This is a genomic window from Candidatus Cyrtobacter comes (assembly GCF_034470605.1).
Lineage (GTDB): Bacteria > Pseudomonadota > Alphaproteobacteria > Rickettsiales > Midichloriaceae > Cyrtobacter > Cyrtobacter comes.
The window spans coordinates 1-2,110 of record NZ_JARGYT010000128.1 but is presented as its reverse complement, the minus strand read 5'-3'; the positions used below and the strand labels follow the sequence as shown (position 1 = coordinate 2,110).

Below are 2,110 nucleotides of genomic sequence, written 5' to 3'. Positions count from 1 at the left end.
GAAACAACCTTTTATCCATCTAAATACCATATTTATCGCCTCCAATATAATATTGCATCTTTTCCATTATTTGGCAAAACCTTTGTTAACAGTGCCTAATATTTAACTAGCACTCCAAGCAATTTATAATAAGCAAAAATTAGAACTCTCAGATACCTGTTTATCAAAAGTAAATGTGTTTTTATATCCATGATTTAGGTTAATCTGCGCAATCAAACAATCAGAAAAATCTACTTTTGAAACCTCATAATTTTCTAAAGCAAGCCATATACAGCTATGATTTTCGAAAGCAAATTCATGTGTAGAGGCCATAAAGTTAATAGTAGATAAGATCTGATTTCTGGAATACTTATACCCCCTTTCCAGCACCCAAACCATTTCACATAGAACAACATTATTTACAAAGATTGATCCAGCAATACCTTTATAAGATTCAAGCAATTCAACAGATTTTTTGTATTGTTCTAAATTATCTTGAGTGATGTATCTAACAAGCACGTTTGTATCAATTGCTATCATTTTACATCCTGAATTATTTTATCCATTTCTTCGCACGATAGTGTGATGCTTGGTTTAGGAAGAAATCCTTTTAAATCAGTGATAGATTTATTTAAAGGCCTGATTACTATATAGCCCCCCTTATTTAAAAGCTCAACCCTACTTCCTTGAGCAAGCCCCATCTTACTTCTAATACCATAAGGTATAGTAATTTGTCCTTTTTCGTTTATCTTTGAATATAAAGCTTTATTCATATATATTTATATTATTAGCACTTGCAGCTATTTTATAGCAATTACCTAATCATAGCAATCATATGGGTAAAGTTATGCTATTAGTAAAAAAATGCGATTTTAATAAATTATTCCGAATTCATTAAAATCACCCCCTTCTCCTTCAAGGTCCCATCACCATTAACATAATCATAGAGAGTTGTGGTTGTTATGTTTAGCTTCTTTGCTATTTCTGATGGCTTGGCTTCTCTGTTTTGCATTGCTACCATTGCAATTCGCAGCGCTGCTCTGTCCATTTTCCTTGGCCTTCCTCCTTTTCTGCCCCTGGCTCTTGCTGCTTCTAGTCCTGCTTTTGTTCTTTCTTTAATTAGTTCACGCTCATATTCAGCGAGCGCTGCAAATATTCCAAATATCATCCTGCCATTCTTTGTGGTTGTATCTATTTCTGCTCCCTCTAATACTTTAAATCCCACTTCTTTCTTGCATAGTGTATCTATCATATTCACAAGATCTTTCATGTTCCTTCCCAGCCTATCTAGTTTCCACACTACAAGCGTGTTTCCTGGTTGCAGTGCTTTTATACATTCTTTCAGCCCTGGTCTGTCATCTTTTCTGCCTGATGCAAGGTCACTGTATATTCTATTTACTTCTACACCAGCTTTGATGAGTGCATCTGTTTGCAGATCTAAACTTTGAGATCCATCTGACTTTGAAACTCTAGCGTAGCCTATTAATACCATCTTAATCACCAAGAAAGATAATTTATACAATGTAATCTTGCGTTGATTATCTTAACGGCTTTTCTAGTGCTTTTCCAGATCAATTCTTGTATCATTGCTAGCTGTAAGATAAACGTTCGTTTTCCTGGTTCCTCACAACCACTATAAACGCGCATCATACAATATAACATTTTTCATCAGCATTTCCGTTGAGAGTATCTCCGTTGTATTAATCCTGTGCTCAATTGCTCTTAAGCGTGACATATCTTGTTCCTCTGATAGCTTTTTTATTACTCCAGACTTCATGTCCTGGAATGATACATTTCCATGTTTCTTAAGCAGATAACTATTATACAGACGATCATACATCTGTTTGTAATCTTGGTTCTTTATTAGGTTAAATGTTGATACCATTGGGTGAATTAATTGAGAAAGACCATATTTATCTCCATCAACTTCATACTCTTTCAAGATTATATAGTCGTTAAATTCCTTCTTACTTCCCTCTTTTTGGATAATTTTGGATACTTTCTCTGTCACTGCATTTGCTATCTCTTTTACTTTTTTGATTCTGTTTTCTTCAGCTCTGTTCATATCTAGCTCCCTATCCCCTACTCCATAATCTCCTCCCTTGATTCTTTCTATTGTCTCTTCTTTTAT

At 34.5% G+C, this 2,110-nt stretch carries 4 protein-coding genes; all 4 read right to left on the bottom strand.

Going from position 1 to position 2,110, the window contains the following annotated elements; translation table 11 throughout:
* Positions 1-123 precede the first annotated feature (123 nt).
* A complete protein-coding gene (locus tag Cyrtocomes_RS05955) occupies positions 124-519 on the bottom strand; it encodes a PIN domain-containing protein (RefSeq protein ID WP_322498272.1) in 396 nt (131 codons plus the stop codon).
* Positions 516-752, bottom strand: a complete 237-nt coding sequence (locus Cyrtocomes_RS05950; RefSeq protein ID WP_322498271.1) for an AbrB/MazE/SpoVT family DNA-binding domain-containing protein — start codon at positions 750-752, stop codon at positions 516-518. The genes Cyrtocomes_RS05955 and Cyrtocomes_RS05950 overlap by 4 nt, the downstream gene beginning before the upstream one ends.
* Before the next feature lie 107 nt (positions 753-859).
* A complete protein-coding gene (locus Cyrtocomes_RS05945; protein WP_322498270.1) occupies positions 860-1,471 on the bottom strand; it encodes a recombinase family protein in 612 nt (203 codons plus the stop codon).
* A gap of 141 nt (positions 1,472-1,612) precedes the next feature.
* Positions 1,613-2,110, bottom strand: a 498-nt coding sequence (locus tag Cyrtocomes_RS05940; RefSeq protein WP_322498269.1) for a hypothetical protein, incomplete at its 5' end; no start/stop codon positions are given.

Bases quoted from the DNA above. Each gene is read 5' to 3' on its own strand.
- Cyrtocomes_RS05955 (WP_322498272.1), bottom strand. From the start codon at position 519: ATGATAGCAATTGATACAAACGTGCTTGTTAGATACATCACTCAAGAT.
- Cyrtocomes_RS05950 (WP_322498271.1), bottom strand. From the start codon at position 752: ATGAATAAAGCTTTATATTCAAAGATAAACGAAAAAGGACAAATTACT.
- Cyrtocomes_RS05945 (WP_322498270.1), bottom strand. From the start codon at position 1,471: ATGGTATTAATAGGCTACGCTAGAGTTTCAAAGTCAGATGGATCTCAA.